This window comes from Mycobacterium sp. 3519A (assembly GCF_900240945.1).
GTDB lineage: Bacteria > Actinomycetota > Actinomycetes > Mycobacteriales > Mycobacteriaceae > Mycobacterium.
On the sequence record NZ_OESG01000012.1, the window covers coordinates 574,502 to 599,597 of the forward strand.

Consider the following 25,096-nt stretch of genomic DNA (forward strand, 5'->3'; position numbering starts at 1 on the left):
GATGACCTTCCTGGATTGTGGGAAAACGGTTGCTTACAGCGCGAGGCACAACCGGTACGCGTCGTATACCGCCGCGTGGATGTTGCGGCTGGCCACCGCGTCGCCGATGCGGAACAGCTGGTAGGTCCCGTCCGGATTACGTTGAACTGTCTGCGGATTGAGGTCGAGCAGCGCTTGCTGGTCCACTTCGCCGAGGTTCGACGAACCGGGCACCAGCGCGAAGTACAACTCGTCCGACGGCAGCGTGCCGTGCTCGACGACGACCTGGTCGACCATGCGCTGCCGGGTGACGTGTGCGTACTCGTTGTACAGATCGACTTCGAGCCTGCCGTCCTTGCGCCGCACCGCGGTCAGCCGATCGTTGAGCGTCACGCGGACGTCGTGTTCGGCGAACACCTTGAAATAGCCGGGGTAGTTGACCCCGCCGACGTCAGGTGCCAACGTCCGCTCCGGCGTGACGAACTCGATGTTCGCACCCGCCCGCGCCAGCACCTCGGCGGCGTCGAGGCCGGGATGCTGCCCGTTGTCGTCGAACAGCAGCACGTCGCCCTTGACCCGGAACGCACCGCTGAGCACATCCCACCCGTCGGACACCAATTGTGCGCCCTCGGTGAGGAATTCGGTGTTCGGGACGCCACCGGTGGCCACCACCACCAGATCGGGATTCTCGGCGAGCACATCGTCGGCCTCGGCGTAGGTGTTGAACCGGATGTCGACGTCGAGGTGTTTGCACTCGGCCAGTCGCCAGTCGACGATGCCGATGAGGTCGCGCCGCCGCGGCGACGACGACGCGAGCCGGATCTGCCCGCCCGCGGCGTCGCTGGCCTCCAGCACCACCACCTGATGCCCGCGCAACCCGAGCACCCGCGCGGCTTCGAGGCCCGCGGGACCGGCGCCGACGACGACGGCCTTGCGCGGCGTACCCGTCGCGGGCGACACGTGGTGCGGCAACCGGTCCTCCCGACCCGTCGCCGGGTTGTGGATGCACTTGGCGTCGCGGGCCTGGTAGATCTCGTCGAGGCAGAGGCTGGCGCCGACGCAGGGTCGGATCCGGTCCTCCTCTCCCGCTTGGATTTTCGCCACGATGTGCGGATCGGCGATGTGCGCGCGGGTCATCCCGACCAGGTCGAGCAGGCCGTCGCGGATGGCGTGCCTGGCGGTCGCCACGTCGTTGATCCGGGACGCATGCATCACCGGGACGCCGACCTGACGCTTGATCTCGCCGGCGAACTCCAGATGCGGCGCCACCGGCGTGCCCATCGGCGGGATCACGCGTGACAACGCCTCGTCGCTGCCCATGTATCCGCGGATGATGCTGATGAAGTCGACGCCCTCGGCGACCACCTGCTGCGCGATCGCGAGCGCCTCCTCGCGGCCGAGGCCGCCGGGCATCTCCTCGTCGAAAGACATCCGGATACCGACGGCGAAGTCGGGCCCCGCCGCCTCGCGCACCGCGCGAATCACCCTCAGCGGGAACCGCATCCGCGCTTCGAGGCTGCCGCCGAACTCGTCGTCGCGGTGGTTGGTCAGCGGCGACCAGAACGCATCGAGCAGGTGAGTGTAGGCCTCGATCTCGATGCCGTCCAGGCCTGCCTCGCGGCACCGGGAGGTGGCGTCGGCGTAGGCCCGCACGATGCGGTCCATATCCCACTCCTCGGCCACCTTCGGGAACGCCCGGTGCGCGGGCTCCCGCAGCGGCGACGGGTACACCACCGGCAGCCAGTCGCCGTCGTAGTTGCTGGTGCGCCGGCCCAGATGGGTGATCTGGCACATCAGCGCGGTGCCGTGCTCGTGCACGCCGTAGGCGAGTTCGCGTAGCCACGGCACGATTTCGTCCTTGTAGACGTGCAGGTTGCCGAATGCGGCCGGGCTGTCGGGCGCGACGACCGCGGACCCGCCCATCATGGTCAACCCGATGCCGCCCTTCGCCTTTTCCTCGTGGTAGAGGCGGTAGCGCGCCTTGGGCATTCCGTCTTCGGTATAGGACGGTTCGTGCGAGGTGCTGACCACGCGGTTGCGCAGCGTCAGATGCTTCAGTTCGAACGGCTGCATCAACGGGTCGATGAGCTGACGAGTCATAGCGAGTACTCCTGCGCGGCGTCGAGTAACCAATCGGCCAGATAGCGGGCGAACGACGAGCGGACCAGAATGCGGTAGTCGGCGCCGCTGTCGTCGACGGCCAGCAGCACGATCCCGGTGCGCCCCAAAGTGGTCTGCACAGCCGCCCCTTCGCCGAACTTCGTCGGATGCACGTCGATGGCGCACCCCTTGCTCAGGACGTCGCGGCTGTGGCGGCCGCGCAATCGCAGCGTGGTGCGTTGTGCGGAGACGTCGACGGCGCTGCCGCCGTGCGGCGCGAGGGCCTCGCGCAGCCGGGCCTCCAGATCGGCGCCCGCCAACTGAGTGCCGGTCACCAACCATTCGTCGGGGCCGAGCCAAATCACCGTGGTGTCAGTGCCTTTGGCGTAGGTGGACGCAGCCGTCGGCGGTTCGATCCCGAGCACTCCGGTCACTGCATCAACACCAGAAGCGTCGGCGCGCAGTTCGACCATCGTGACGAACGGTTCCTCGGCGATCGACACCGAATCGGACAGTTCGGCGAACCGTCCCGCCCACGGCTCTAACGGGCTGGTGCGTTGCAGGGTGTCAGCCATCGCGGCGCGCTCCTTCCGGGTCGACCAATACCGAACCGGTGATTTCGACGGGGATCAGCGCTCCGTCGACCGGCACATGCAGCGTCTCGCCGATGCGGGACTGTCCCGCCTTGACGAGCGCCAGTGCGAACGTGCGGCCGAGCTCGGCGCTTCGGTAACTGGAGGTGACGTGCCCCAGCATCGGCACCGGCGGCGGCGGAAGCACATCGCCGTCACAGAACTCGACGATCTGCGATCCCTCAGGCAGTCGGCTGACCCTGTCGACCGGCAACAGCCCGACGAGTTGTTTACGCGACGGGTTCTGGTTCTCCGCCCTGCTGAACGAGCGCTTGCCGATGAAGTCGGGCTTCTTCTTCGACACCGCCCATGCCATCCCGAGATCGTGTGGAGTGACCGTGCCGTCGGTGTCCTGCCCGATGATCGGATAGCCCTTCTCCGCGCGCAGCACGTGCATGGTCTCGGTGCCGTACGGCGTGATGCCGTACGGGGCTCCCGCCGCGATCAACCGCTCCCACACCGCGGGCGCATGCCACCAATCGACGTTGACCTCGTAGGCCAGTTCACCGGAGAAGCTGACCCGGCCCAACCGCACCGGCACCCCGGCCAGGCTGGTCGACCGCCAGGTCATGAACGGGAAGGCCTCGTTGCTGACGTCGACGTCGCCGAACACCGCCCCGATCACGTCCCGTGACCGCGGGCCGACCACCGGGAACGTCGCCCAGTGATCGGTCACCGAGGCGAGCGACACCTGCAGTTGCGGCCATTCCGTCTGCAGCCACTCCTCCATCCAGTCAAGGATTTTCGCCGCACCGCCGGTGGTGGTGTACACCAGGAACCGGTCGTCGGCCAGCCGCATCACGGTGCCGTCATCGATCACCATGCCGTCGACACCGCACATCACGCCGTAGCGGACAGCGCCGACCTTCAGGCTGCTCATCAGGTTGGTGTAGATGCGGTCGAGCAGTTCGGCGGCGTCACGGCCGGACACGTCGATCTTGCCCAGCGTCGACCCGTCGAGGATGCCGACACTTGTTCGCACGGCGGCACATTCGCGTAGCACCGCATCGTCCATACTTTCTATGGCGGCCTCGCCGCCCAGCGGATAGTACCGCGGACGCTTCCACTGCCCGACGTCCTCGAACACCGCGCCGTTGGCGACGTGCCAGTCGTGCAGCGCCGTGGTGCGCTCCGGGTCGAACAACGCGCCCCGGTCGCGGCCCGCCAACGCGGCGAATGCGACCGGCGTGTACGGCGGCCGAAATGTGGTGGTGCCCAACTTCTCGATGGGCACGCCGAGCAGTTCGGCGGTGATACCGGAGGCGATCACACCCGACGTCTTGCCCTGGTCGTGCGCCGTGCCGATGGTGGTGTAGCGCTTGATGTGCTCCACCGAGCGCATCCCCGCGCCCACCGCGCGCGCCACATCGGCGACGGTGGCGTCGCGCTGAATGTCGACGAACTGATCCTGCTCACGTCCCGGCACCCGCCACAACACCAGACCGGGGCCTGCGGCAACCTCCGAACCCTCGGGCAGCGGATCATGCGCCGCCACACCGAGCGCCGCGGCCGCCGAGTCCCGCCCCTCGCGCAGGCAACCCGCCAGATCCATGACGCCGTTGGCCGCGCCCGCGACGCTGACGCCGTCGAGGTGCTCGCCGGGGACGAAGCCACCCAGCGCCGCGTCGTAGCGCAGCACGCCCCGGGCCTGGCTGAACAGGTGCACCGCCGGGTTCCAGCCGCCGCTGACCAACAGCGTGTCACACGAAACAGTCTCGGCGGCAGCGGTATTCGTGCCGTCGAAGTCAGCGATCAGGGCGTCGGTGATGCGGTCCTCACCCCGGGTTCCGGTGACGACGGCGCCTGCCCGCAGTGGAATGCCTCTGCGGTCGCACGCGTCCTTCAGCGCATCCGGCACCTTGGCGCGGGCGTCGACGACCAGCTGGATCTGCACACCAGCATCGGCCAGGTCGAACGCGGCGGCGTAGGCGCTGTCGTTGGTGGTGAACACCACCGTCGTGTGCCCGACCAGCACGCCGTAGCGGTGCAGGAAGGTTCTCGCGCTGTGCGCCAGCATGATTCCGGGCAGGTCGTTGTCGGCGAACACGATGGGCCGCTCGTGGGCACCGGTTGCGATCAGCACGTGACTGGCGCGGATGCGCCACACTCGTTGGCGTGAGATGCCTGCCGGCGCGGCGGCACCGAGGTGGTCGGTGCGCCGCTCGAGGGCAAGGACGAAGCCGTCGTCGTAGTGCCCGAATGCGGTGGTGCGCTGCAGGTGTCGGACCTCGGGGTAGGTCGCCAACTCCTCGACGGCGGCCTGCACCCAGTCCAGGGCGTCGGCGCCGCCGATCCGGTCGGTGCTGCCGAGCAGCGAACCACCGGCCTCGGACTGCTCGTCGACCAGCACCACCCTGGCGCCGGAGCGCGCCGCGGTCAGCGCCGCGCTCAGTCCGGCGGGCCCCGCGCCGACGATCAGCACATCGGCGCGCGCATGCATCGCGTCGTAGCGGGCGGAGTCGGCGATGTCGGCCAGCCTGCCCTGTCCCGGCAGGCCGCGGGCAGCCAGTCCGTCGTACAACTCGACCGTCGAGGCCAGCAGCATGGGTTCGGGGAACGGGGTCTCGATCTGCACCAGTCCGCCGGTGTCCTCGGCCCATGCCGCTGAGATGCCGCGCGGGCGGCCGAGTTTGACGCTGGTTGCGATCTTGTGCACGCCGTTGGCGAGCAGTGCCGACGCCAACGTGTCACCGGGATGGCCGGTGTAGGTGCGACCGTCGAAGGTGAATTCGTGGCGGCCGCCGCGATCGATGCGGCCACCCTTGGCGGTGCGGAACGGTGCGGTCATCAGATCACCGGTTTCGGATCGTCGATGCGGTAGACAGTCTCGAAGCGATAGGTCGCGGTGTCGCGCACGGCGTTGAACCACCGCCGGCATCCGGCGCTGTGCACCCAGCGCTCGGTGAACTTGCCCTTGGGGTTGGCGCGGAAGAACACGTAATGCGCCCACTGTTCGTCGGTCAGCACGTACGGGTCGTCGGGGTAGGCGACGTGCGCCTGCCCGCCGTAATGGAATTCGGCCTCTTCACGGGGCCCGCAGTACGGGCATTCGATGAGTTGCATTGCTGCTCCCGTCTTTTGAAAGTCTCAGTGCGCGACGGCGGCGGCGCCGTGTTCGTCGACAAGCGCTCCCGTGACGAACCGGTCCAGGTGGAACGGGGCCACGTACGGGTGGGGTTCGTCGTTGGCGATGGTGTCGGCCATGCACCAACCGATGCCGGGGGTGGCCTTGAATCCGCCTGTGCCCCAACCACAGTTGAGGTACAGGTTGCGGTACGGGGTGCGGCCGATGATCGGCGAGGCGTCGGGCGTGGTGTCGACGATGCCGCCCCAGGTGCGCAGCAGATGTGCCCTGGCGAAGATCGGGAACAGTTCGACGGCCGCCGCCATCTGCCGCTCGATGATGTGGAACGCGCCGCGCTGCCCGTACCCGTTGTACGAGTCGATGCCTGCGCCCATCACCAGTTCGCCCTTGTGCGCCTGGGACACATAGACGTGCACGGCGTTGGACATCACGATGGTCGGGTGCACGGGTTCGAGCAACTCCGAGACCAGCGCCTGCAGCGGATGACTCTGCAGCGGCACCCGGAATCCGAGCATGTCGGTGAGCACCGAGGTGTGGCCCGCCGCGCACATGGCGACCTGCCCGGCCGAGATGTCGCCGAGCGTGGTGCGTACCCCGGTGATCCGGTCCCCGTCGGTGACGAAGCCGGTGACCTCGCAGCCCTGCAGCAGATCCACGCCCGCCGCGTCGACCCGACGCGCGAAACCCCAAGCGACGTAGTCGTGTTTGGCGATCCCGGCCCTGGGCTGATACGTCGCGCCGAGCACCGGGTAGCGCAGATCGGCGGAGATGTTGACGATCGGGCAGATCTTCTTGACCTCGTCCGGTTCGAGCCACTCGGCGTCGATTCCGTTGAGCACGTTGGCTTCTACGCGACGGACGCTGTCGCGGACGTCCTGCAGGCTGTGCGCCAGGTTGAGCACCCCGCGCTGGCTGAACAGGATCGGATAGCCGAGGTCGTCCTCGAGGCCCTCCCACAACTTCAGCGAGTGCTCGTAGATCGCGGCGCTTTCGTCCCACAGATAGTTCGACCGGATCAACGTCGTGTTGCGGGCCATGTTGCCGCCCGCGAGCCAGCCCTTCTCCAGCACCGCCACGTTGGTGATGCCGTGGTTGCGCACCAGATAGTGCGCGGTCGCCAGGCCATGCCCGCCGCCGCCGATGATCACGACGTCGTAGGACCGCTTCGGCTCGGGATTGCGCCAGAGGAAATCGGGATGATCGGGCAGGTGCGCGCCCGGCGCCTGAGGACTCACGCGGCTCTCCATCGAACAGTCGTTTCGTAACTGATATATCAGTTGTGGAGCACAGTATGGTACGTTGATTTGCACGTCAAGGGTCAATGTCCGACAGGAGACCGAGATGAGCGTGGAACTGGTCGACACCGGCGAGGGCGCCACCCAGTCCAACGCCGACCTGGCCTATCAGATCATTCGCGAGCGCCTGATCATGCTCGACATCCGGCCCAGCGAGCCGATCAACGACGAGGGCCTGGCCCGCCAGCTCGGGTTCGGCCGCACCCCGGTGCGCGAGGCGCTCAAGCGGCTCGAGCGCGACCGCCTGGTGATCGCCTATCCCCGCCGCGGCACGTTCGCCACCACCGTCGACATCACCGACCTCGCGCACATCCAGGAGATCCGCAGGCAGCTGGAGCCGGTCGTCGCCGCCCGCGCCGCCACCGCCGCCTCCCAGGAGACCAAGGCCAAACTGTCGGAACTCGCCGACGACATCGCCAAACTCGATCCCGCCGACGACCCGCGCACGCTGCTGCGGTTCGACGTGCGGGTGCACACCGCGATCTACAAGGCCTCCGGCAACCCGTATCTCGAGGACGTGCTCGTCTGCCAGGATGCCCACGCCACCCGCATCTGGTGTCTGTTCCTGGACCGGTTGTCGAACGTGGCCGAGCACGTCACCGAACACGTGTCGCTGCTGCGGGCGATCATCGACGGCGACGCCGAGCTGGCCGCCAAACTGGCCGCCGAACACGTCGCCGGTTTCGAAAAGGCCGTCCGCGCAGTCCTTTAGCCCGCGCGCGGACCGTCGAGATTGCAGCCGTGCAGGAAAAGTTCGAGTAGAGGCCTGTTGGAATACAGTTTCGGCGAACGGTGGCCGATCGCTGATCAACGCGCTCGCGGCGTGCCCGCGCGCGGGGTGGTCGCGCGCACCGGCCTGCCGAAGCGCGCCGCGACACCGTCGCTGTACGCCACATGGTCCGGCGCTCGTCGGCCGAGTTCGCCCAGCCCGACGGATGCCAGCAGCCCGTCGTCGCTGAAGTCGATCAACTCCGCGCGTCGCAGCGCCCACACCGGATGCTCGTTGGGCACGTACCAGGTGCGCCCGGCGCGCACCACGTGCGCGCCCCACCGTGCGGTCAGATAGTGCTCGAGCGGCCCGCACGCCAGCGAATCACCCACGCGCACTTCGATGGAACTCGACGCCATGACGTTCGGCCAGCGCAGCGTCGACGTGTAGACGCGGCGGTCGCCGTTCGCGCGATAGCTCATGCGGGCCCATCGGTAGGGCACCCCGAACACCCACCGACCGCCCGCGACGATGTCAAGTCGGGTGGTGTCCAGCGACAGGAACACCACCCCGCGGCGGCCCGTCTGATCCACCGAGTACAACCGGACGTTGGTCTCGAGGAACGTGCCGAACAGCGACATCTGGAACGGCACGACGCCGACGAAGCTGCGGCCCTCGAAGGTGTCAGGCTCGGTGCCCGGCGGATACAGGTGGGCGATGTCCGCCGGTTCGACCGCCCAATGCAGGAAGGACAGGTTGAGCCACCGCTGCCGCAGCATCCGCGGCCTGGGCAGAATCGGCGCGTAGGGCGTCACCGACTCGGCCATGGCGAGGAGCTAACCGCCGTCCGACGGCTTCGGGTCCGAATCCTCAACGGGCAGAACGGCTTCCAACGCAGAGCCGGTGATCCGGCGGAACGCGCGACGCGGTCGGTTCGCGTCCAGGATCGCGACCTCCAGCGTCGCGGGCCCCAATTGGCGCGGTTCAGCGCCGCCATTGGCGCCCGCCTTCAGCGCCTCGACGGCGACCTTGACCGCGTCGGACAACCCGAGGTTCTCCGAGTACGACTCGTTGAGCGCCGCGGTGATCGGGTCGGTGGTCCCGCCCATCACCACGAAATGCGGCTCGTCGGCGATGGATCCGTCGTAGGTGATCCGGTACAGCTCAGGCGCTTTGGTCTCGCCGAAGTGGGCCACCTCGGCCACGCACAGCTCCACCTCGTACGGCTTGGCCTGCTCGGTGAAGATGGTGCCCAGCGTCTGCGCGTACACGTTGGCCAGTTGCCTGCCCGTCACGTCGCGACGGTCGTAGGCGTAGCCGCGGGTGTCGGCGAACTGGATGCCACCGCGACGCAGGTTGTCGAACTCGTTGAACCGGCCGACGGCGGCGAAGCCCACCCTGTCGTAGAGCTCGCTGACCTTCTGCAGCGACCGCGACGGGTTCTCGGCGACGAACAGCACGCCGCCGGAGTACGCCAGCGCCACCACGCTGCGACCGCGGGCGATGCCTTTGCGTGCGAGCTCCGAACGCTCGCGCATCGCCTGCTCGGGCGAGATGAAGTATGGAAAGCTCACGAGTCTCCTCGCGCGTCGGCGCTACGGTGTTGTGCGTCGGGGCCGAAAGTGTCCGAGCGGGACCGGCTTTCGATGACCTCGCGGGCCAGCTCGGCGATCCTGGTCTCAGGCACCTCTTCGGCGCCCTCGGCCTGCAGGATCACCGCGGTCGGGAAGATGCCGCGCACCAAGTCTGGTCCACCGGTCGCGGAATCGTCGTCGGCGGCGTCGTACAACGCTTCCACCGCCACCCGCAAGGCCGAATTGCCGTCGGTCACCTGCGAATACAGCTTCTTCATCGACGACTTGGCGAAGATCGAGCCCGAGCCCACCGACTGGTAGCCCTCTTCCTCGAGGTTCCAGCCGCCCGCCGCGTCGAACGACACGATGCGCCCCGCCGCCTCCGGGTTCGGGTCGTCGAGGTCGTAGGCCGCCAGCAGCGGCAGCGCGACGAAGCCCTGCAGCGCCGCGCCGAGATTGCCGCGCACCATGGTCGCGAGCCGGTTCACCTTGCCGCGGAACGTCAGCGGCACGCCTTCGGTCTTCTCGTAGTGTTCGAGTTCGACGGCGTAGAGACGGGCGAACTCGACGGCGATAGCCGCCGTGCCCGCGATGCCGGTGGCCGTGTAGTCGTCGGTGATGTACACCTTCTGCACGTCGCGGCTTGCGATCATGTTGCCCTGGGTGGAGCGGCGGTCGCCCGCCATCACCACACCGCCGGGAAACTTCAGCGCGACGATGGTGGTGCCGTGCGGAACCGCGTCACCGGGAACGACGGACGCGGACGCGGCCCGGTTGATCGGCAGGAGTTCGGGCGCCTGACGGCGCAGCAGGTCAGAAAAGGACGACAAATCCACAGGGATGGAGGGTGCTCCTGATTGGGGTGACGGGATGGCCAGCTGTTCGCGGTACGGCCAGGTCACTGTCCACCCTTCTGGACGTACGCACGGACGAAGTCCTCGGCGTTCTCCTCGAGAACGTCGTCGATCTCGTCGAGCAGGTCGTCGGTCTCCTCGGCCAGCTTCTCGCGACGCCCCTGCCCGGCGGCAGTGCTGCCGGTGAGGTCGTCGTCCTCGCCGCCGCCCCCGCCCCGCTTGGTCTGCCCCTGACCCATCGCTCCCTCCTGATAGTCATCGGCGGGCTCCCTGCGCCCGCCGTTACTCCACCCTACCGTTCGTCGCCTGTTTTGCCCGGGATAGCAGGGCTACTGGGTGAGCTGTTCCACCAGTTCGACGGCGGTGTTGACGCTGTCCAGCAGGGCGCCGACGTGCGCCTTGCTGCCCCGCAGCGGCTCCAGGGTTGGAATCCGCACGAGTGAATCGCCGCCAAGGTCGAAGATCACCGAGTCCCAGCTCGCGGCGGCGATGTCGGCGCCGAACCGGCGGAGGCACTCGCCGCGGAAGTACGCGCGGGTGTCCGTCGGCGGATTGTCGACCGCGTCGATCACCTGCTGTTCGCTGACCAGCCGCTTCATCGAGCCGCGCGCGACCAGCCGGTTGTAGAGCCCCTTGTCCAGCCGGACGTCGGAGTACTGCAGATCGACCAGGTGCAGCCGCGGGGCCGACCAGTTGAGGTTCTCCCGCTGCCGGAAGCCCTCCAGCAGCCGCAGCTTCGCCGGCCAGTCCAGGATCTCCGCGCACTCCATCGGATCGCGCTCCAACAGGTCCAGGACGTTCGCCCACGTCTCGACGACGTGCGCGGCGCGCGGATCGGGGTCGCGGCTGTCCACCAGCTTGGCCACCCGGTCCAGGTAAATGCGTTGCAGCGCAAGGGCGGTCAGCTCCCGGCCGTCGGCAAGTGCGACGGTGGCGCGCAGCGACGGGTCGCGGCTGATGACGTGCACCGCGTGCACCGGCCTGGCGAGCGCCAGATCGGTGAGGTCCATGCCCTCTTCGATCAGGTCGAGCACCAGCGAGGTGGTGCCCAGCTTGAGGTAGGTCGACGTCTCGGCCAGGTTCGCGTCGCCGATGATCACGTGCAGCCTGCGGTACTTGTCGGCGTCGGCGTGGGGTTCGTCGCGGGTGTTGATGATGCCGCGCTTGAGCGTGGTCTCCAGGCCGACTTCGACCTCGATGTAGTCGGAGCGCTGCGACAGCTGGAAGCCGGGCTCGTCGCCGGACGGTCCGATGCCGACCCGGCCCGAACCGGTCACCACCTGCCGCGACACCAGGAACGGGGTCAGGCCCGCGATGACCGCCGAGAACGGCGTCTGCCGCGACATCAGGTAGTTCTCGTGCGAGCCGTACGAGGCGCCCTTGCCGTCCACGTTGTTCTTGTAAAGCTGCAGCTTGGCGGCCCCTGGCACGCTCGCGACGTGCCGTGCGGCGGCCTCCATGACCCGCTCGCCTGCCTTGTCCCAGATGACCGCGTCCATCGGGTCGGTGCATTCGGGCGCGGAGTATTCGGGGTGCGCATGGTCGACGTACAGGCGGGCCCCGTTGGTGAGGATCATGTTGGCCGCACCGACCTCGTCGGCGTCCACCACGGGCGGAGGACCGGCAGAGCGACTCAGGTCGAATCCGCGGGCGTCGCGCAGCGGCGACTCCACCTCGTAGTCCCAGCGGGTGCGCTTGGCGCGCTGGATTCCCGCGGCCGCCGCGTACGCCAGCACCGCCTGGGTGGACGTCAGGATCGGGTTCGCGGTCGGATCGGACGGCGACGATATGCCGTATTCGACCTCGGTCCCGATAATCCTTTGCATAGGGCAAGCCTAGGCGACGCCGCGCAGTAGCCTGCGACCGTGCCGTCCGAGCAACGCGATGTGGCCGCGCCCCAGTTCGTGGCCGCGCTCGGCGCCGCCATGGCCGCGGCGAACTATCCCGTCACGATGGTGCGCGCGGTGATGGAGCAGACCGCCCGCGCATACGGTCTTGACCACGAGTTCCTGGCGCTGCCCAACTACGTGCAGGTGGGCAGCCCGTCGGGTGAGGGCGTCTACATCGCCAACCCGAATTTCACTGTGCGCTATGACCAATCCTTCCCGCTGGCGACGTTGGTGGCGCGGGCGCCGTCGGGTACGGTCAGCCCCGCCGAAGGGATGGCCGAGCTCGAGCGAATTCGCATCCTGGACAACCGATTTCCGCTGCCGATCACCATCTTCGGCTATGCGGTGCAGAGCGTCGGGTTGGCGCTGATCCTGCAGCCGACACCGTGGAGTCTGTACGGCGCCGCGATACTCGGCCTGCTCGTCGGCGGTCTGAGCGTGATCGGCCGTCGCGTCGAGGCGATCGGCCACATGTTGCCGACCATCTGCGCATTCCTGGTGGCGCTCATCGTGTTCTCGTTCGAGAACCGCTACCACGTCGGGACCGACAGCCTGCGCGCGCTGGCCGCGCCGCTGGCCACGTTCCTTCCCGGCGCCGCGATCACGCTCGCGGTCATCGAGTTGAGCACCCAGCACCTGGTGTCCGGTGCGAGCCGGTTGGTGGCGGGCTTCATGCAGATCGCGCAGTTGGCCTTCGGCATCCTGATCGCCGCGCAGATCGCAGGCGTCGCGGACACCGACCTGGTGACCACCCAGTTCAACCGACTCGGTCCGTGGGCGCCGTTCGTCGGGGTGCTGGTGTACGCCATCGGGATTTGGCTGAACTACGCTCCGCCGACGAAGTTCCTGCCGTGGATGGTGCTGATGCTGTACGTGGCTTACGGCGGCCAGTGGATCGGCAATTCGGTGCTCGGCAGCTACGCCAGCGGGTTCGGCGGCGGATTGACACTGATCCTGTTCGCGCTGGCGATATCCCATCGGCCAGGCACACCGCCGACCATGTCGCTGGTGGTGCCGGGCTTCTGGCTGCTGGTGCCGGGCTCGCTGGGCTTCATGGGTGTCACCCAACTGCTCGGCACGCACAGCACCGCGGTGTTCACTGCGACGCTGATCTCGATGATGTCGATCGCGGTTGGCGTGCAGACGGGGCTGCTGCTGTGGCGAGCGGCGATCCAATTGACGTCGACACCCGACCGGCGGGCTCTTCATGATTGACGCGACGCAGCGCCGTGCTGCCGACGCCTGGTTCCTCGATCGCGGGCTGCCCGCGGTGTTGCGCCCTGGCGCGTTGGTGCGACGGCTGTGGCCCCGTTCGGCGCCCGCGCTGGCCGCGTTCGCGGTGTTCATGGTCAACTCCGCCGTCGTCGTCGCCGTCACCGGTGAACACACCATCGACATCGACGGTCATCCGACGCGCACGGAGTGGTTCGTCCTTGCCCTGCTCGTCCTCGTGCTGCCCGTCGCGGTGGCGGTCGGCTGGTTGGTCTCGCGCATCTCGACCGTGCGGGGTCGCACCGTGGCGGCGACGGTGGCGGTCGCGATTGCGATCGTCGGCGGCATCCTCGGCGGGCCGAGCCCACGGGTGCTCGTCGACCTCGTCCTGGAAGCGGTCGTGATCGCGGCCATCTTGGCGCTGACCGCGTGCGGTGCGGGCTCCATCATGGCCTGGGCCGTGCAGATGACGACGACGAATCTCGCGGCGGCGGGTTCGATGGTGACGCGCGCGCTGCCGCTGCTGCTGCTGACCTTCCTGGTGTTCTTCAACTCCCCCGTGTGGCTGATGGCGGCCACCGTGTCGCGGCCGCGGCTGTGGTTGGCGCTGGCGTTCCTCACCGCGATCGCGGCGGTGTTCGTGGTGTCGGTGACGCGCGACCGGGTCAAACCGATGATGCTGGCCGACGATGCGGACGACCGCTCAGTGCAGTTGGCGGGCACGCCTTTTGCGGCGATGCCGGATCCGGCGACGGCTCGTCCGCTCAGCCGCGTCGAGCGGGTCAACATCATGTTCGTGGTCGCCGCTTCGCTGATCACCCAGATCGCCGGGGTCGCCGCGATGGCCGCCGGACTGTTTCTGATCCTCGGCCTGATTCTGTTGTCGCCTGAGTTGCTGGCGCAGTGGACACGCAACGGCCGCAGCGACGGCACCGTGCTCGGCATGACCATTCCCGTACCGAATTCGCTGATTCAGATCACGTTTTTCCTTGGCGCGCTGACGTTTATGTATCTCAGTGCGCGGACGATCAGTGACGCCGAGTATCGGACGCGTTTCTTCGATCCGCTCATTGACGCCCTTCGGCTCACGTTGCCCGCACGGCCCCGCTCCCGTGCCGCTGTGGCGAGTTGCCCCGCCGCAGCGGCGCCGATCCCGCACAATGTTGCTCGTGGCCGACCTGCGGCAGGTACACCAGTGGTTCCTGCATCGCGGGCTGCCGTTGGTACTGACCCGCCGCGTCCGCTCACGTGCCCTGATCGAGCGCTCGGCGCCGATGGTCAGCGGGATCGGTGCGGTGATCGCGGTGACCATGCTGCTGGCCGAACTCACCGATGGCGATCCCGATTTCGGTTATGTGATCCGGTTGGGTGTGTTGGCGTTGTTGTTGGTGGCGGCGCCGTTCGCGCTGTACCTGCTGCGACAGACGGGCACCACGCTCGGCGAGGCGGGCCGTCGCTCCGCGGCGCTGTTGGTGATGGCGCTGTTCGTTTTCGGGCTTCCGTTCGCAGACAGCGGGTTTTCCGGCATCGCCGCCGCCGAGGCGTTCGGTTTCGCGGTCGTGGCGTTGTTGGCAATCTGGCTGACGTACCTCGGCTTTGGCTCGATTCTGTTGTGGGCGTTCAGGTTTGCGTTGCAACAGGTGGGTGCGCTCGGCACGCTGATGAGCCGCGCGCTGCCGTTGATGATGCTGACCGTGGTGGTGTTCTTCACCGGCGAACTGTGGCAGTTGGCGGCCAGGATGTCGCGTGAGCGGCTGTGGCAGACCATCGGATTCCTCTCCCTCGTCGCGATCCTGTTCGTCGTCGCCACCATCAGGGACGAAGTGCGCGCGCTGCGCGACGATCGCGCCGAGCAGACCGACCCCGCCACGTTGCTCGCGGGCACACCGCTGCAGACCGCGGCGGGCCGTCAACCGGCGCGCACCCCGCTGTCGCGCGCCGAGCAGGTCAATGTCGTCGCGGTGATGGTGGTGTCACAGGCGATCCAGGTGGTTTTGTTCACCGCCGGGTTGTTCGCGTTCTTCCTGGCGCTCGGCATCGTCGCGGTGCCCGACGATGTCGCGGTGCTGTGGTCCGCCGAGGAGACCTGCCCGGTCGGCGAACCGCCTTGTCCAGGAACGTGGTTCGGAGTCCACGTGCCAGTCCCCCAGACCATCGTCCACGTGTCGCTGTTCGTCGCGGTGCTGTCCGGGCTGTACTTCACGGTGAGCACCAGCGTCGATCCGCTGTACAGGGAGCGGTTCTTCAACCCGCTGATCGACGACGTGGCGGTGAGCCTGGCGGGTCGCGACGCTTATCTGGAGATGGAGAGATGATGGCCGACGACGTCACGATGATCGACGGTGTATTCGGGAAACGCTACGGCGAGGTGCTCCTGGTTCACGTCACCGACGACGGGCCCGAGGCAACCGTCTACAACACCTTCGGACTCAACGACTGCCCCGCCGATTTGTGGGACAGGCTCGACGCGCAGGCGATCGCGGCCGAGAACGGCGCGGCCGCCGCGTTGCTCAACGGCCCGCGCTACTGGCTGATGAGCAGCATCGGCAAGCGGGGCCGAGAAACCCAGGAGCACAAGAGCTTCGGCGGTCTGGAGATGATCCGTCAGGCGACCGTACAGCTCGCGTCGATGAATCCGGCGCCCTACCACGTCAACCGGGTCGACCGTAAGGCGGTGTTCGTCTTCGACGCGGGCCGCGAGTTCTACGAACTCGTCGACCCCGACGGCGGGCGCTGGGTCATGCAGACCTACAGCCAGACCGTCAACCGGGGGCTGCGCCTGGCGGATCTGCCTGGGCTCGCTTCCAGACTGTCGCTGCCCGCAGGCTGGCGCTACGAGGCGCGCACCCCGTCGACACCACTGCGGGTGGATACGACCACCACCGACGCCTGCGTGACGCAGGACGATCTGGCCAACAGCTACTCGGCCTACAGGTACTGACCCAGGTTCGACTCGGTGTCGATCGCCCGGCTCGCCGACGAACTCTTGCCGGTGACCAACGTGCGGATGTAGACGATCCGCTCGCCCTTCTTGCCCGAGATCCGTGCCCAGTCATCGGGATTCGTGGTGTTGGGCAGGTCCTCGTTCTCGGCGAACTCGTCGACGATCGAGTCCAGCAGATGCTGGATCCGCAGACCCGGCTGACCGGTCTCGAGCACCGACTTGATCGCGTTCTTCTTCGCCCTGTCGACGACGTTCTGGATCATCGCGCCGGAGTTGAAGTCCTTGAAGTACATGACTTCCTTGTCACCGTTGGCGTAGGTGACCTCCAGGAACCGGTTGTCGTCGATCTCGGCGTACATCCGGTCGACGACCTTCTCGATCATCGCCTTCAGGCAGGCCGCCCGGTCGCCGCCGAACTCGGCGAGATCGTCGGCGTGCACCGGCAGGTCCTCGGTCAGGTACTTGCTGAAGATGTCCTGTGCCGCTTCGGCGTCCGGCCGCTCGATCTTGATCTTGACGTCCAGGCGGCCGGGCCGCAGGATCGCCGGGTCGATCATGTCCTCGCGGTTGGAGGCGCCGATGACGATCACGTTCTCCAGGCCCTCGACACCGTCGATCTCCGAAAGCAGCTGGGGCACGACCGTCGTCTCCACGTCCGAGCTGACGCCGGTGCCGCGGGTGCGGAAGATCGAGTCCATCTCGTCGAAGAACACGATCACCGGCGTGCCCTCGGATGCCTTCTCCCGGGCGCGCTGGAAGATCAACCGGATGTGGCGCTCGGTCTCGCCGACGAACTTGTTCAGCAGCTCCGGGCCCTTGATGTTGAGGAAGTACGACTTCGCCTCGCGGGCGTCGTCGCCACGGACCTCGGCCATCTTCTTGGCCAGCGAGTTCGCGACCGCCTTGGCGATCAACGTCTTACCGCAGCCGGGCGGCCCGTAGAGCAGCACACCCTTCGGGGGCCGCAGCGAGTACTCGCGGTAGAGCTCCTTGTGCAGGAACGGCAGCTCGACCGCGTCGCGGATCTGCTCGATCTGCCTGCCAAGGCCGCCGATGTCGTTGTAGCTGACATCGGGCACCTCTTCGAGCACCAGGTCCTCGACCTCGGCCTTGGGGATGCGCTCGAACGCATACCCGGCCTTGGTGTCGACGAGCAACGAGTCGCCAGGACGCAGCTTGCGCGGCCGAAGGTCGTCCTCGTCGTCGTCCTCGTAGTCGTCGGGCAGGAACTCGGCGGAGACCAACGGCTCCGCCAGCCAGACGATGCGCTCCTCGTCGGCGTGACCGACCACGAGCGCGCGGTGCCCGTCGGACAGGATCTCGCGCAGCGTGCTGATCTCGCCGACCGCTTCGAAGTTCCCGGCCTCGACAACGGTCAGCGCCTCGTTGAGTCGGACGGTCTGGCCCTGCTTGAGCGACTTGGTGTCGATGTTGGGCGAGCACGTCAGCCGCATCTTGCGGCCCGAGGTGAACACGTCGACGGTGTCGTCGTCCTGGACCGCCAGGAGCACGCCGTAGCCGCTCGGTGGCTGACCGAGCCGGTCGACCTCCTCACGCAACGCCAGCAACTGTTGGCGGGCCTCTTTAAGAGTTTCCATTAGTTTCGCGTTGCGGGCTGCGAGCGAGTCGATCCGCGCCTCGAGCTGGTGCACGTCGCGGGCGCTGCGGAGTCCGCTTTGCGGCCCTACCGCGTTCTCCAGCTGCTCTCGCAAGAGCGCGGCTTCTCGTCGCAGCTCTTCCAATTCGGCGGCGTCATCGCTGGACATCCCTGACTCACGGGATGTCCCGTACGCTTCAGAACGCTCTGACTCATTCATGTTGCGCCCCTTCCCGCACCGGAAGTTGGTGCAGTAACAACTTCAACGCTACCGGCGATTCAGCCATTGTGTGTGGTGTAGGAATTCGACACACCAGCAACACTTGTTAACCTCTCTGGTGAGTTGGGCCGATCGAAAGGACAATCGTGACCCTGAAAACCCTCGTTACCGGCGTAGCAGCGGCTGCTCTGGTGGGTGGTGTGGCAGCGGGTGTGACTTCCATTGCATCTCCCGTCGCGTCGCCGGCGCCAGCCGCGCAACCGGTCGTGTGGGACATTCCGATGCCGCAAGCGCCGGCACCGGACTTGCAGGCTCCGCTGCTGCAGACGTTGCAGGCGCTCGCTTCGGGCGGCTCGTTCGCGGGCAAGGCGTCCTACATTCAGGGCGGCATCGGCCGGATCGAGGGTATCGCCGCCGACCGCGCGTACAACCGTGCCGCGGCCGAGGGCAAGTTCCCGTTGACGTTCAGCATCGTCAACATCGACTCGGACGGTGCAGTCGCCAACGCTGACGTCACCGCGACGTCGGCGCTCGGCACCAGCGCCACCCAGAACGTCCAGTTCGTCGCCGGGCCCAGCCCGACCGGCTGGCAGATCTCCAAGTCGTCCGCCCTCAACCTGCTCTCGGCGGCGAGCTAGTCGACCCGAGTGCATCGCACCTGTGCCGCAATCCTGGGCGCCGTCACGATAGTGGCGGCGCTCGGGCTTAGCGGGTGTAGCGACGACACGAGCAGTTCCGCGCCGAGTCCGACGCCGTTCCCGTTGAGCAAGCCGCCGACGGTGCCGCCACCGCCGACCGAGACCGGCGCCCCGCTGCCTCCTGCGGCCACCCTGACCGATCTGATGGGCAAGATCGCCGACCCCAATGTGGCGGGCGCCGACAAGGTCGGTCTGATCCAGTACGGCACCTCCGCCGACGGGGCCGCGCTGGACCGGTTCGCCAAGGCGCTGCAAGACAGCGGATACGCGCCGTTGACGTTCGACGCCTCGGACATGACCTGGGCGCAGGATCAACCGGGCAACGTCATCGCCAACATCACCATGAAACCGAGCGGGCCGCAGGCCGCCGGTAAGGACCTCAAGTTCCCGATGGAATTCAGCCCGCAGCAGACCACCTGGCAGCTGACCCGCCAGACCGCGGACCTGCTGCTGCAGATGGGTCAACAGCCCACCCCGTCGGCGCCTGCGCCGACACCGACCCCCTGAGCGCGTGTGGATCGGCTGGCTGGAGTTCGACCTGCTGCTCGGTGACGTGCACTCGCTCAAGCAGAAGCGCTCCGTCATCCGTCCCGTCATCGCCGAATTGCAGCGCAGATTCGCGGTGTCCGCGGCCGAGACCGGCGACCAGGATCTGCACCGCCGCGCCAACATCGGCATCGCGGTGGTGTCGGCCGACCGCGCGCACGTCGTCGAGGTGCTCGACGCCGCCGAGAGGCTGGTGGCCGCGCGGCCCGAACTGGATCTGCTGTCCACGCGGCGCGGACTGCACCGCAGCACCGACGACTGAAACTAAATGCTCCCGCCGAGTTGACGCTTGCGCCGCAACGGCATCGGCGCCACGGCTCCCGGCGCCAATTTGCGCACGTTGATCAGAAACGCCGTATGGCCCCGCATGGTGTGTTGCGGACGCACCGCCAGCCCCACCACATGCCACCCGCGCTGCATGCTCTCCCAGGCCCGCGGCTCGGTCCAGCACTGCTGCTCGCGCAGCGCCTCCACGGTCCGCGACAGCTGCGTGACGGTGGCGACGTAGATCATCAGCACACCGCCCGCCACGAGCGCGTTCCCGACGGCCTCGAGCACCTCCCACGGCGCCAGCATGTCGAGCACGACGCGATCCACTTCCTGGCCCGCGTAGTCGGCCAGGTCGGCGGTGACCAGCTCCCAGTTCGCGGGACGCTCGCCGAAGAACGTCTCGACGTTGCGCACCGCATGCTCGGCGTGGTCCTCGCGCACCTCGTAGGACGTCACCTTGCCCTCGGCACCCACCGCGCGCAGCAGCGAGCACGTCAGCGCCCCGGAACCCGCGCCTGCCTCCAGCACCCGCGCGCCCGGGAAGATGTCGCCCTCATGCACGATCTGGGCGGCGTCCTTGGGGTAGACGACCTGCGCACCGCGCGGCATCGACATCACATAGTCGACGAGCAGCGGCCGCAGCACAAGGAACTGGTCGCCGCTCGTCGACTTCACCACGCTGCCCTCCGGCAGCCCGATGACGGTGTCGAGCGCGATGATCCCGCGATGGGTGTGGAACTCCCCGCCGGGAGTCAGCACCATCGTGTAGTGCCTGCCCTTCGCGTCGGTCAGCTGGACGCGATCGCCGACTTCGAACGGACCGGTCCTTCGCACAGCTGATCAGCCTGCCAGTTGACGCGCCGAGCCGGGTGTCCGGGGTTGCGCAACATTGTCGGGGGGTCGCCATACGCTGATTTCATGAGCGACGAGCAGGCCCGTGAGGTGCGTCGCCCTGCGTTGTCGCCGTCGCGGGCCAGCGACTTCAAGCAGTGCCCGCTGCTGTACCGGTTCCGCGCGATCGACCGGTTGCCGGAGCCCGCGTCGACGGCCCAGATCCGCGGTTCGGTCGTGCACGCGGCGCTGGAGCAGCTGTACGCGCTGCCGGCCCAGCAGCGCGGCCGCGATACAGCGCTGACGCTCGTCGGCCCCGCGTGGGACCGGGTGATGGCCGAGCAACCGGAGCTGGCCGACTTCGAGCCGGCGCTGCGGGCAGAACTGCTCGACGAGGCGCGCGCCCTGCTGTCCGGCTACTACCGGCTGGAGGATCCCACCCGATTCGACCCGCAGAGCTGCGAACAGCGCGTCGAGGTCGAGTTGGCCGACGGCACGCTGCTGCGCGGCTTCGTCGACCGCATCGACGTCGCCCCCACCGGCGAACTGCGGGTGGTCGACTACAAGACCGGTAAGGCTCCGCCCGAGGCGCGGGCGCTGGCCGAGTTCAAGGCGATGTTCCAGATGAAGTTCTACGCCGTCGCGCTGTTACGGTCGCGCGGCGTGCTGCCCGCCCGGCTTCGGCTGCTGTATCTGTCCGACAGCCAGGTGCTCGACTACACCCCCGACCTCGACGAGTTGTTGCGCTTCGAGAAGACGTTGATGGCAATCTGGCGGGCCATCCAATCAGCAGGCGTCACAGGCGATTTCCGACCGCAGCCGTCGCGGATGTGCGACTGGTGCGCCCACCATGCGCATTGCCCGGTGTTCGGTGGCACCCCGCCGCCCTACCCTGGTTGGCCGGAGGCTCCCGGCGAAGGCGATGATGACACCGTGCTGAATGCCTCGGAGCCCGCTGCGTGATCGACTGTCTGTACCGCAGGCTGCCCGCCGACGGCGAGTTCTCGGTATTCGAGTCGACCGACGGGACGAGGAGCAACTGGGATCCTGAGATCCAGCACGGCTCACCACCTCTGGCGCTGATGACCAAGCTGATCGAAGAGATGGCCGCGGGTTCGGGGCTGCGTGTCGGCCGTGCGACGCTCGACATCCTCGGCGCCATTCCCGTCGCGCCGGTCAAAGTGCGGACGTGGATCGAACGTCCAGGTAAGCGGATCTCGCTGATGATGGCTGAGATGACGGCGGCACGGGCCGACGGCACGGATCGCGCGGTCGCGCGGGTCAGTGCGTGGCTGCTGGCCACCAGCGACACCTCCGACGTGGCCACCGACCGCTATCCCCCGCTGGTCGAAGGCGAGGCGGTTCCGGTACCGCACAGTTGGGTGGGAGCGAAGGGATATCTCGAAACGGTGACCTGGCGGCGGCAGCCAGACACCGGCGAGACCGGCAATGTGGTGTGGCTCAGTCCCCTTGTGCCACTGGTGGATTCAGAACCAACGACTGGCGTGCAGCGCCTGGCAATGGTCGTCGACTCGGCCAACGGTGCTGGCGCGGCGTTGGACCCGGAGCAGTTCGTCTTCATGAACACCGACACCGTGGTGCATCTGCACCGGTTGCCCGCCGGGGACGATTTCGCGCTGCGTGCGCGCGGGTCCATCGGCCCCGACGGCATCGGCGTGACGACGGCGGATCTCTTTGACAGGCAAGGTTTTATCGGCACCGTCGCGCAGACGCTGCTGGTGCAACGGCGACCCTACTGAACGCCCAAACGGACGTTTGGATGCAAAAGTCGAGTAGAACTCACCGTTTCGTCGATCTCGGCGCAAACAGAGCATTATATTTACTTGCATCTATATAGACGCAGTGCAATACTCGGGGCATGGACGTCTTCGAAGCGGTCGCCGAACCGAGTCGCCGCGCCCTGCTGGACGCATTGCTCGACGGTGAACGCACCGCAGGCGAACTCGTCGCGACCCTGCCGGGGCTGACGCAGCCGACCGTCTCAAGACACCTGAAGGTGTTGCGCGAGGTCGGGTTGGTCGAAGTCCGGCCCGACGCGCAGCGGCGGATCTACGCGTTGCGCGCCGACGGCCTCGTCGCGATCGACGACTGGATCGACCGATACCGCCGCTTCTGGGCCGATCACCTCGACGCCCTCGAACGGCACCTCGAACGCAAACACAAGGAGTCACGATGACCGAGCGCGACGGCAGGCTGACGGTCGACGGCGACCGAGCGGTATTGAATTTCGAACGCCGCCTTCCCTTTCCGGTCGAAGTGGTCTGGTCGGCCATCACCGACCCTGTCGAACGCGCGCAATGGTTCGGCGAAACCACCATCGAACCTCGACAGGGCGGCACCATCGACATGGTCGCGACAGGACCGCCGCTGCCGCCCGAGCGCAAGCGGATGACCGGACGCATCCTGGTGTGGGATCCGCCGCATGTGCTCGAACACGAATGGAAACAGCCCATCGTCGAGGACGGTGTGGTGCGCTACGAACTCACCGCCGACGGCGACGGCACGCTACTGCGGTTCACGCACCGCGGCCTCAGCCCCCGCAATGCCTCCGGCTTCTTCGGCGGCATGTACGCCTACCTGGACCGACTGCAGGCCTATTTGTCCGGTGACGAGCTACCGGACTGGATCACCCGACGTCTCGAAGTCAACCAACGATTGGGAGCCAACTAACATGTCGCACAACGGATCTGATATCGCTGCGCCGACCCTGGCGATCGCTTACCATTCCGGCTTCGGTCATACCGCGGTGCTCGCCGACGCCGTCGCCGCCGGTGCCAGCCAAGCGAGCGCACACGTGCACGTGATCGAGGTCGACCGGATCACCGACGAACAGTGGGAGATCCTGGATGGCGCCGACGGAATCGTGTTCGGCACCGCCACATACATGGGCAACGTGTCGGCCGGCTTCCAGACGTTCGCCGAGCAGACCGGACGTCGATGCCTCAACGGCACCTGGCGCGACAAGGTCGCGGCGGGGTTCACGAACTCCGGCGCCAAGAGCGGCGACAAGCTGAACACCCTGGTGTCACTGGCTGTCTTCGCGGCCCAGCACCACATGCATTGGGTGAGTTTGGGTTTGGGGGCAGGCTGGAACAGCAGCGCGGGCAGCGAGAACGACCTCAATCGGCTCGGCTTCTGGTTGGGCGCGGGTGCACAGACCGATGTGGACGCCAACTCCGATCAGGTGCACCCGTCGGACGTGCAGACCTGCCGCCATCTCGGCTGGCGGGTCGCGGTGGTGACCCGTCAACTCACCGTCGGGCGGTCGGTCACTGCAGCGGTTTCAGCTCCTGCAGCATCGTCGGCACCAACTCACTGACCGTCGGATGGATGTGCATGGTGCGGGAGATCGCGGTGTAGGGCTCCTTGGCCGTCATGATGTCGAGGATCGAGTGGATGACCTCGTCGCCGCCGACACCGAAGATGGCCGCGCCGAGGATCTGCTCGGTCTCGGCGTCGACGACCACCTTCATGAAACCCTGGGTCTCGCCCTTCTCCACCGCACGACCGACGCGTGTCATCGGGCGCTTGCCCACCAACGCTTTTCGGCCCGACTTGCGAACCTCGTCGACCGTCATGCCCGCGCGGCCCAGCGGCGGGTCGATGTAGAGCGCATACGTGGTGACGCGATCGCTCACCCGCCGCGGATCGTTGTCGAGCAGGTTGGCCGCCACGATCTCGTAGTCGTTGTAGGACGTATGGGTGAAGGCGCCCCTTCCGTTGCAGTCACCCATCGCCCAGATGTGCTCGACGTTCGTCCGTAACTGGTCGTCGACGACGATGTAGCCGTGGCTGTCGGTCTCGACGCCCGCCTTCTCCAAGCCGAGATCGTCGGTGTTCGGCCGCCGCCCGACTGCCAGCAGCAGATGTGTACCGACAATCGCCTCGGCGCCGTCGGCCGGCACCACCGAGAAACCGCTGTCGAGCTTGGTGAACCGCATCGCCTTGGCGTTGAGCACGATGTCGATGCCCTCGCCTTCGAGGATCTCCTTGATGGTCGCCGAAACGTCCTCGTCTTCGCGTGACGTCAGCCGCGGCCCGCGCTGCAGAACGGTGACCCTGGCGCCGAATCGGCGGTACATCTGGGCGAACTCGAGGGCGATGTAGCTCCCGCCGACGATCACCAGATGCTCTGGGACACTGTCCAATTCGAGAATGCCGACGTTGGTCATGTAGTCGATGTCGTCGAGGCCCGGCATGTCGGGCGCCACCGCGCGGCCGCCGACGTTGAGGAAGATCCTGTCGGCTGCCAACTCCCGGCCGTCGACGCTGATGGTGTGCGGCCCCACGAACCGCGCGTGTCCGCGAATCAGCGTGCAGCCCGCCATGCCCTCCAACCACGATTCGACGCCACTGCGGTCGTCGAGCATGATCTTGTCCTTGCGCGCCTTGACCCTTGCCATGTCGACGGTGATTTCGCCTGTGCCGACACCGTATTCGGCTCCGCGGCGGGCCAGGTGTGCGGCGTGGGCGCTGGCCACCATTGTCTTGGTCGGGATACAGCCGGTGTTGACGCACGTGCCGCCGACCAGGTGGCGTTCGATGACGGCGACGGACTGGCCGACTTCAGTCAACCTGCCTGCCAGTGGCGGCCCGGCCTGACCGGCGCCGACGATGATCGCGTCGAATTTCTCTGCCAT

25 protein-coding genes and 1 pseudogene are annotated in these 25,096 nt (G+C 67.3%); 13 read left to right on the top strand and 13 right to left on the bottom strand.

The window, feature by feature from the left end; genetic code table 11:
* Nucleotides 1-33: 33 nt before the first annotated feature.
* Genes C1A30_RS05005 through C1A30_RS05025 form a run of 5 tightly spaced genes read right to left on the bottom strand, consistent with a single transcriptional unit; the run spans nt 34 to nt 7,031 of the window.
* On the bottom strand, nt 34-2,079 hold the full coding sequence (locus tag C1A30_RS05005; protein ID WP_101947127.1) for an NADH:flavin oxidoreductase: 2,046 nt from the start codon (nt 2,077-2,079) through the stop codon (nt 34-36).
* Complete coding sequence (locus tag C1A30_RS05010; protein ID WP_101947128.1) at nt 2,076-2,654, bottom strand: sarcosine oxidase subunit gamma; 579 nt, start codon at nt 2,652-2,654, stop codon at nt 2,076-2,078. The genes C1A30_RS05005 and C1A30_RS05010 overlap by 4 nt, the downstream gene beginning before the upstream one ends.
* On the bottom strand, nt 2,647-5,499 hold the full coding sequence (locus C1A30_RS05015; protein WP_101947129.1) for an FAD-dependent oxidoreductase: 2,853 nt from the start codon (nt 5,497-5,499) through the stop codon (nt 2,647-2,649). The genes C1A30_RS05010 and C1A30_RS05015 overlap by 8 nt, the downstream gene beginning before the upstream one ends.
* On the bottom strand, nt 5,499-5,774 hold the full coding sequence (locus C1A30_RS05020; protein WP_101947130.1) for a sarcosine oxidase subunit delta: 276 nt from the start codon (nt 5,772-5,774) through the stop codon (nt 5,499-5,501). Before C1A30_RS05020 ends, C1A30_RS05015 begins: the two co-directional genes overlap by 1 nt.
* Before the next feature lie 24 nt (nt 5,775-5,798).
* A complete protein-coding gene (locus C1A30_RS05025) occupies nt 5,799-7,031 on the bottom strand; it encodes a sarcosine oxidase subunit beta family protein (RefSeq protein ID WP_369974094.1) in 1,233 nt (410 codons plus the stop codon).
* 106 nt (nt 7,032-7,137) lie between these two features.
* On the opposite strand from C1A30_RS05025, the gene C1A30_RS05030 reads away from it, so the two are divergent.
* On the top strand, nt 7,138-7,803 hold the full coding sequence (locus C1A30_RS05030; RefSeq protein ID WP_101947132.1) for a GntR family transcriptional regulator: 666 nt from the start codon (nt 7,138-7,140) through the stop codon (nt 7,801-7,803).
* Between the two features lie 95 nt (nt 7,804-7,898).
* Here C1A30_RS05030 and C1A30_RS05035 read toward each other — a convergent pair whose 3' ends face one another.
* The 5 genes from C1A30_RS05035 to dop form a co-directional block, all read right to left on the bottom strand.
* Nucleotides 7,899-8,627, bottom strand: a complete 729-nt coding sequence (locus C1A30_RS05035) for a YqjF family protein (protein WP_101947133.1) — start codon at nt 8,625-8,627, stop codon at nt 7,899-7,901.
* A gap of 9 nt (nt 8,628-8,636) precedes the next feature.
* Nucleotides 8,637-9,374: a proteasome subunit alpha gene (gene prcA / locus C1A30_RS05040; protein ID WP_101947134.1), complete on the bottom strand. Its 738-nt coding sequence runs from the start codon at nt 9,372-9,374 to the stop codon at nt 8,637-8,639.
* The gene (gene prcB / locus C1A30_RS05045) at nt 9,371-10,276 is read right to left on the bottom strand and encodes a proteasome subunit beta (protein WP_200828161.1); all 906 of its coding nucleotides are present in this window, start codon (nt 10,274-10,276) and stop codon (nt 9,371-9,373) included. The genes prcA and prcB overlap by 4 nt, the downstream gene beginning before the upstream one ends.
* Nucleotides 10,273-10,467 (bottom strand): ubiquitin-like protein Pup, encoded by a 195-nt coding sequence (locus C1A30_RS05050; protein ID WP_101947135.1) that lies wholly within the window; start codon nt 10,465-10,467, stop codon nt 10,273-10,275. The genes prcB and C1A30_RS05050 overlap by 4 nt, the downstream gene beginning before the upstream one ends.
* Before the next feature lie 90 nt (nt 10,468-10,557).
* Nucleotides 10,558-12,054, bottom strand: coding sequence for a pup deamidase/depupylase (gene dop / locus C1A30_RS05055; protein ID WP_101947136.1), 1,497 nt, complete (start codon nt 12,052-12,054; stop codon nt 10,558-10,560).
* 39 nt (nt 12,055-12,093) lie between these two features.
* Between dop and C1A30_RS05060 the strand changes: the two genes are divergently transcribed.
* The 4 genes and pseudogenes from C1A30_RS05060 to C1A30_RS05075 all read left to right on the top strand — a co-directional run bounded on the left by C1A30_RS05060 (nt 12,094) and on the right by C1A30_RS05075 (nt 16,270).
* Nucleotides 12,094-13,332: a threonine/serine exporter ThrE family protein gene (locus C1A30_RS05060; RefSeq protein WP_255413188.1), complete on the top strand. Its 1,239-nt coding sequence runs from the start codon at nt 12,094-12,096 to the stop codon at nt 13,330-13,332.
* Nucleotides 13,325-14,458 (top strand): annotated as a pseudogene (locus tag C1A30_RS35995) (hypothetical protein); the annotation flags it as partial. The gene C1A30_RS05060 and the pseudogene C1A30_RS35995, both read left to right, overlap by 8 nt.
* Nucleotides 14,459-14,489: 31 nt before the next feature.
* A complete protein-coding gene (locus C1A30_RS05070; protein ID WP_101947137.1) occupies nt 14,490-15,644 on the top strand; it encodes a hypothetical protein in 1,155 nt (384 codons plus the stop codon).
* Nucleotides 15,641-16,270, top strand: coding sequence for a hypothetical protein (locus C1A30_RS05075; RefSeq protein WP_200828162.1), 630 nt, complete (start codon nt 15,641-15,643; stop codon nt 16,268-16,270). The genes C1A30_RS05070 and C1A30_RS05075 overlap by 4 nt, the downstream gene beginning before the upstream one ends.
* On the opposite strand, the gene arc is transcribed toward C1A30_RS05075, so the two are convergent.
* Nucleotides 16,258-18,090 (bottom strand): proteasome ATPase, encoded by a 1,833-nt coding sequence (gene arc, locus C1A30_RS05080; RefSeq protein ID WP_101947138.1) that lies wholly within the window; start codon nt 18,088-18,090, stop codon nt 16,258-16,260. The genes C1A30_RS05075 and arc overlap by 13 nt on opposite strands.
* Before the next feature lie 146 nt (nt 18,091-18,236).
* Between arc and C1A30_RS05085 the strand changes: the two genes are divergently transcribed.
* The 3 genes from C1A30_RS05085 to C1A30_RS05095 all read left to right on the top strand — a co-directional run bounded on the left by C1A30_RS05085 (nt 18,237) and on the right by C1A30_RS05095 (nt 19,596).
* The gene (locus C1A30_RS05085) at nt 18,237-18,728 is read left to right on the top strand and encodes a hypothetical protein (protein WP_101947139.1); all 492 of its coding nucleotides are present in this window, start codon (nt 18,237-18,239) and stop codon (nt 18,726-18,728) included.
* Between the two features lie 123 nt (nt 18,729-18,851).
* Nucleotides 18,852-19,295 carry a hypothetical protein gene (locus tag C1A30_RS05090; protein ID WP_235009656.1) on the top strand — a complete coding sequence of 148 codons (444 nt, stop codon included), beginning with the start codon at nt 18,852-18,854 and terminating at the stop codon, nt 19,293-19,295.
* A 4-nt stretch (nt 19,296-19,299) separates the two neighbouring features.
* Complete coding sequence (locus C1A30_RS05095; RefSeq protein ID WP_101947141.1) at nt 19,300-19,596, top strand: DUF503 domain-containing protein; 297 nt, start codon at nt 19,300-19,302, stop codon at nt 19,594-19,596.
* A 2-nt stretch (nt 19,597-19,598) separates the two neighbouring features.
* On the opposite strand, the gene C1A30_RS05100 is transcribed toward C1A30_RS05095, so the two are convergent.
* The gene (locus C1A30_RS05100) at nt 19,599-20,438 is read right to left on the bottom strand and encodes a tRNA (adenine-N1)-methyltransferase (protein ID WP_101947142.1); all 840 of its coding nucleotides are present in this window, start codon (nt 20,436-20,438) and stop codon (nt 19,599-19,601) included.
* Between the two features lie 84 nt (nt 20,439-20,522).
* Between C1A30_RS05100 and C1A30_RS05105 the strand changes: the two genes are divergently transcribed.
* The 5 genes from C1A30_RS05105 (at nt 20,523) to C1A30_RS05125 (ending at nt 23,775) form a co-directional block, all read left to right on the top strand.
* Nucleotides 20,523-21,398, top strand: a complete 876-nt coding sequence (locus tag C1A30_RS05105; RefSeq protein WP_101947143.1) for a RecB family exonuclease — start codon at nt 20,523-20,525, stop codon at nt 21,396-21,398.
* Nucleotides 21,395-22,195, top strand: coding sequence for a thioesterase family protein (locus C1A30_RS05110; protein ID WP_101947144.1), 801 nt, complete (start codon nt 21,395-21,397; stop codon nt 22,193-22,195). The genes C1A30_RS05105 and C1A30_RS05110 overlap by 4 nt, the downstream gene beginning before the upstream one ends.
* 119 nt (nt 22,196-22,314) lie before the next feature.
* Nucleotides 22,315-22,632, top strand: coding sequence for a helix-turn-helix transcriptional regulator (locus C1A30_RS05115; RefSeq protein ID WP_101947145.1), 318 nt, complete (start codon nt 22,315-22,317; stop codon nt 22,630-22,632).
* Nucleotides 22,629-23,126: an SRPBCC family protein gene (locus C1A30_RS05120; RefSeq protein ID WP_101947146.1), complete on the top strand. Its 498-nt coding sequence runs from the start codon at nt 22,629-22,631 to the stop codon at nt 23,124-23,126. Before C1A30_RS05115 ends, C1A30_RS05120 begins: the two co-directional genes overlap by 4 nt.
* A 1-nt stretch (nt 23,127) precedes the next feature.
* Nucleotides 23,128-23,775, top strand: coding sequence for a flavodoxin family protein (locus C1A30_RS05125; RefSeq protein ID WP_101947147.1), 648 nt, complete (start codon nt 23,128-23,130; stop codon nt 23,773-23,775).
* Here C1A30_RS05125 and C1A30_RS05130 read toward each other — a convergent pair.
* Nucleotides 23,726-25,096 carry an FAD-containing oxidoreductase gene (locus C1A30_RS05130; protein WP_101947148.1) on the bottom strand — a complete coding sequence of 457 codons (1,371 nt, stop codon included), beginning with the start codon at nt 25,094-25,096 and terminating at the stop codon, nt 23,726-23,728. The genes C1A30_RS05125 and C1A30_RS05130 overlap by 50 nt on opposite strands.